The organism is Clostridium sp. LS (genome assembly GCF_002760435.1).
Taxonomy (GTDB): Bacteria; Bacillota; Clostridia; order Clostridiales; family Clostridiaceae; genus Clostridium.
Genome location: NZ_AUUU01000144.1, coordinates 1 through 5,293 on the forward strand (window position 1 = coordinate 1; position 5,293 = coordinate 5,293).

The following is a 5,293-nucleotide window of genomic DNA, read 5'->3' on the forward strand; positions in this document are numbered from 1 at the left end:
AATAGAAAAATAGTAAATGACATTAGAGATTTAATGAAATTTAGAAATACTAATCCAGCATTTGGATTGGATGGAGAATGTATTACGGAAGTTAATGATAATAAGCTTGTAATAACTAGAAAATGCGGGGAACATGTTGCAGTATTAAAAGCTGACTTAAAAACTTATGAGTTTAGTGTAAGTTAACTTATAAAATATTTATTATAATATGAAAGGAAATTATTATGAGCAATATAATAAAAGGTAATAGCGAAATTTTAAATAAGGCAAGAGTTTTTGAAGAAGAATCTATAAAGAAAATTCCAGTAGAGCAAAAACCGTCATTTCATTTATCTGCACCAGTAGGCTGGATTAATGATCCTAATGGATTTTCAAAATTCTCAGGAGAATACCATTTGTTCTATCAATATCATCCATATGATACAAAATGGGGGCCGATGCATTGGGGGCATAGCAAAACAAAAGATTTTATAAAGTGGGAACAGTTACCTGCAGCTCTTGCACCTGATGAAGAATATGACCTGGAAGGTTGTTTTTCAGGAAGTGCTATAGAATTAGATGGTAAACATGTACTTATGTATACTGGTGTAATTGATAAAATACAAGAAGATGGATCACATCTAATTAGACAAACTCAATGCATAGCAATTGGAGATGGAATAGACTATGAAAAATTAGAGTGCAATCCTGTTATTACAAGTTACTCATTACCAGAAGATAGTAATCTCGAGGACTTTAGAGATCCTAAGATATGGAAAGATGGAGATGATTTCTATGCTGTAGTTGGTAGTAGACATGCTGATGGGAGTGGACAAATTCTTTTATATAAATCACAAGATTTACACGGATGGAATCTTGTTAATGTTCTTGACAGAAGTGAAAATAAGATAGGTCGTATGTGGGAATGTCCAGATTTCTTCAAACTTGATGGTAGTGATATTATGATTATTTCACCGCAAGAGGTAAAGGCAGAAGGACTAAAATTTCACAATGGGCACAATACAGTATATTTAATTGGAGAATATGATAAAGAAAATCATAAATTCAATAGACAAGACTATGGTGTTATAGACTATGGTTTAGATTTTTATGCACCTCAAACCCTCGAAGCTGAGGATGGAAGGCGTATTATGATTGGGTGGATGCAATCTTGGGAAAATAATATTGTTCCTGAAGATTTTAAATGGTGTGGCATGATGAGTATTCCTAGAGAACTTACAGTAAAAGATGGGCATTTAATTCAAAATCCAATTAGGGAAATTAAGAATTATTATGAAAATACTGTTAAATATGAGAATATATCAGTTAATGATAATATAGAATTACCGGGGATATCAGGAAGAGAATTAGATATGACCATTGAAATTAACGGTGAAAACTGTGAAGAGTTTTCAATTAACATAGCTAAGAATGAGGAATATGTAACATTAATTACTTTTGATCCAAGAAAAAACCTAATTTCGTTTGATAGAAGTTACTCTGCAAAGCTTGGTGATTCGTTGCATAAGAGAGAAATGAATGTAAGAAATGAAAATGGAAAGATTAAATTAAGATTAATAATAGATAAATATTCTATTGAGATTTTCGTAAATGATGGTGAACAAGTTATGACTTCTACTTACTATACTATGCTGGATGCAACAGACATTTCGTTTAATGCAAAAGGAAATGCTACAATAAACATTGAAAAACACGATATAGTATTAAAATAGAAATAATATTTTATTTTATTTAAAAAGTGGCTGAATTAGATATTATAATTTGGACACTTTTAAATGTATAGTGGAGTATGGAATTTTTAAAGTAAGCTAAATTGCTGACGTAAAATAAAGATAAAAAAGTTATATTATTATGTAACCTTAAATATTAACAAGAAATATATATGGAGGATTAAGATGAATAATAACATTTATTGTATTGGAGAATTGCTTATTGATATGGTTTGTATTGATAATAAAGGTCTAAAAGATGGAGAAAAATTTGAGAAAAAAGCAGGTGGAGCACCGGCTAATGTTGCAGCCTGTATTTCTAAGCTAGGAGGAAATTCTTATTTTTTAGGACAAGTAGGAAATGATTTCTTTGGTAAATTCTTGATTGAACTGCTAAAAGATTTGAATATAAATACTGAAATGGCTGTGGAAAAGGGAAGTACGACAATTGCTTTAGTTGGAATTGATGCAAATGGAGAACGTAATTTTGATTTTTTAAGAGGAAGTGATGGTGAGTACTCATTTGATAATATTGATTTATCAAAAATGACTAGTTCAGATATTATTCACTTTGGATCTGCAACAGGATTTTTAGAAGGGGAGTTGAAGAACACTTATTTTAAATTACTTGAATACTCAAAAGATAATAATATTTATGTATCCTTTGACCCTAATTATCGTGATGCTTTAATAACTTCAGATAAATTAGACTCATTTATTGAAGATAGCATAAAATTTATAAGCAGCAGCGATTTTACTAAGTTAAGTGATGAGGAGTTATTTCTAATAACTAAAGAAAAAGATATTACAATAGGTGTTAATAAACTGCATGAATTAGGTGTCAGGGTTGTGGCAATTACTTTAGGAGCCAAAGGAACATATTTAAGTGTTAATGGAAGAAATGAAATAATTCCATCTATTGAAGTAAAACAGATAGATTCAACTGGAGCTGGAGATGCACTAGTTGGAGCAGTATTAAAGAAATTAGCTGATAATAAAGATAAGAAAAATGTTGGGTTTGAGGAATGGAAGGATATAATTTCATTTGCTAATAAGGTAGGAGCAATTACGTGTACAAATTATGGAGCAATAGCATCAATGCCTACGTTGAATGAAATACAAAGTTATCTTAATGTATTATAAGTGTAAAAATATAATTGATTAATTATTTAGTGTGTAATGAAACTGAAAAAATAGGGACTAAGTGTGTTAATAGGAAGTAGTATTGTGTAAATTAAAAAAAAGCGTGTAAAGAGGAAATGTTTTTACTAAGTAAATATGGTTTATATTTTAAATTTAGTATACATATCTTATTTACATGCTTATTTGGCATGCTAATTGCTATGTAATTTAGTAAATATATGATTTATATTAAGTTTTTTTACTTAGATGGGACAATGATTTATTTATATTCTAGGATATCCGATGATAAGAACTACTAATTTAAAACTACGGATTGAAGGAAGGTAATAATGCTATGAAGCAAATTGATAAGATTTACAAGTATATATTATCAAATTCTAAAGAATTTACTAAGGAAAAATTATTCCAAACTAAAGGGTTTAGTGCTCAACAAGTTGCAGAATATTTAGGAATATTAAGGAGTAATGCCTCTAGAGAACTTAATACTCTTTGTAGGGAAAAGAAAATAATTAAAATTAAAAATAGACCTGTTTTGTATTTTGATAGAGAACAATTTGCTAAACTATTAAATGTATCATTAAATGATGAATCTGAAGAAGGCATAGAAATTAATGATTTTGTTAATTTGGATGACAAAGAAGATAAATCATCTTTTGACTCGTTAATTGGCTTTAGCACAAGTTTGAAAAATCAAATAGAACAAGCAAAGGCTGCTTTATTATATCCACCTAATGGATTACATACCCTAATAATAGGAGGTACTGGTGTTGGTAAAAGTCTGTTTGCTAACATGATGTACAAATATTATAAAACTATAAAACAGTTATCTGAAGATCCTCCGTTTATTATATTTAATTGTGCGGATTATTCTAATAATCCTCAACTTCTTTTATCACATATATTTGGACATACTAAAGGCGCATTTACAGGCGCTGAGAAAGATAAGGAGGGGATAGTTGAAAAAGCTGATGGTGGTATATTATTTTTAGATGAAATACATAGGTTACCACCAGAAGGGCAGGAAATGGTTTTTTATTTCATGGATACAGGAACTTATAATAAGCTTGGGGAAACAGATAGGCGGCATAAAGCAAATGTGTTATTAATTGGAGCAACAACTGAAGATCCAAATTCTACATTACTGAATACTTTTATTAGAAGAATTCCTATAACAATAGCTATTCCATCTTTTGAGGAAAGACCAATCAATGAAAAAATAGAATTGGTACAATATTTACTTTCAAAAGAAGCTCAGAGGGTAAATAAAACTATCAAGATTTCATCAGAAGCCATAAAAGCATTGATAGGTAGTGCGACCTATGGAAATGTTGGACAATTAAAATCTAATATACAATTGGTTTGTGCAAAGGGATTTTTTAATTGTATCAACACAAATAATGACATTGAAATAAATTTAGGTACATTACCCCCAAATATAAAAAGCGGAATATTAGCATTTGGAAATCAAACTAAAGATAAAACAGCTATGTGGAATATGATGCCTAACAGTATTACTATTCGACCAGATGGTAATAGAAAATTTTTAGAGACAGAAGATTATGAGACACCATTTAATATCTACGGAATAATAAAGAATAAAACTTCAATGCTTCAAGAAGAAGGTATGAATGATGAAGAAATAAAAAGTTTTATAACAACAGATATAAATATACATTTAAAACAATTTTACGATAGATTCAAAAATGATATAAATCGTAGAGAAGGATTATTAAAAATTGTTGATAAAAATATAGTAGATTTTTCAGAAGAAATTAAAATATTAGCTGAAAAGAGATTGAATAAAAAACTTAATGAAAGATTTATTTATGCCACGAGCCTTCACTTTAGTGCATTATTTAACCGAATTAAGAAAAATACAGTTTCTTTTGAGTCAAATATTGATTTATCAATATCAATAGAAAGCAAAGAATACGAAGTTGCCAAAGAAATTCATGCACTTATAGAAAAAAAATTCAACATCACTATACCTAATGTAGAAATTGAGTATCTAGCATTACTTTTAAACTCAATACAGGAATCTTCTCGTCAAGAAAGAGTAGGTATTGTAGTGGCTTCACATGGAGTTAATATTGCAACTAGTATGGTTAGCGTGGCTAAAAAATTATTTGAAGCAGATAATATATTAGCTGTAGACATGCCACTTGAAAGATCCCCAGCAGATGTTTTGGATACTGTTATAGAAAAAGTTAAACAAGTGGATGAGGGAAAAGGCGTATTACTTTTAGTAGATATGGGGTCTTTAAATAGTTTTGCTGATGTTATTTCAGAAAAGACGGGTATAAATATAAAAAGTATTGATATGGTTTCCACACCGCTAGTGCTAGAAGCAGTTAGGAAGTGTTCTGTTTGTGATGCAGACTTAAGTTCAGTATATTCATATTTACTTACTGATTTTAGGGGATACACTAATAATATTACCA

Annotated in this window: 3 protein-coding genes and 1 pseudogene; all 4 read left to right on the plus strand. The window is 29.5% G+C overall.

Annotated features, from left to right (window positions below):
• Positions 1 to 186, plus strand: a pseudogene (locus COL3_RS24220) (sucrose phosphorylase); the annotation flags it as partial.
• A gap of 38 nt (positions 187 to 224) precedes the next feature.
• Positions 225 to 1,712: a glycoside hydrolase family 32 protein gene (locus COL3_RS24225; protein WP_008420575.1), complete on the plus strand. Its 1,488-nt coding sequence runs from the start codon at positions 225 to 227 to the stop codon at positions 1,710 to 1,712.
• Positions 1,713 to 1,895: 183 nt separating this feature from the next.
• Positions 1,896 to 2,852: a carbohydrate kinase gene (locus tag COL3_RS24230; protein ID WP_008420573.1), complete on the plus strand. Its 957-nt coding sequence runs from the start codon at positions 1,896 to 1,898 to the stop codon at positions 2,850 to 2,852.
• 334 nt (positions 2,853 to 3,186) lie between these two features.
• Positions 3,187 to 5,293: sigma-54-dependent transcriptional regulator (locus COL3_RS24235; RefSeq protein ID WP_099716742.1), on the plus strand; the 2,107-nt coding region annotated here is incomplete at its 3' end.

What these genes read in the sequence shown, in the direction of transcription:
- COL3_RS24225 (WP_008420575.1), top strand. Translation starts at nt 225, where the DNA reads ATGAGCAATATAATAAAAGGTAATAGCGAAATTTTAAATAAGGCAAGA.
- COL3_RS24230 (WP_008420573.1), top strand. Translation starts at nt 1,896, where the DNA reads ATGAATAATAACATTTATTGTATTGGAGAATTGCTTATTGATATGGTT.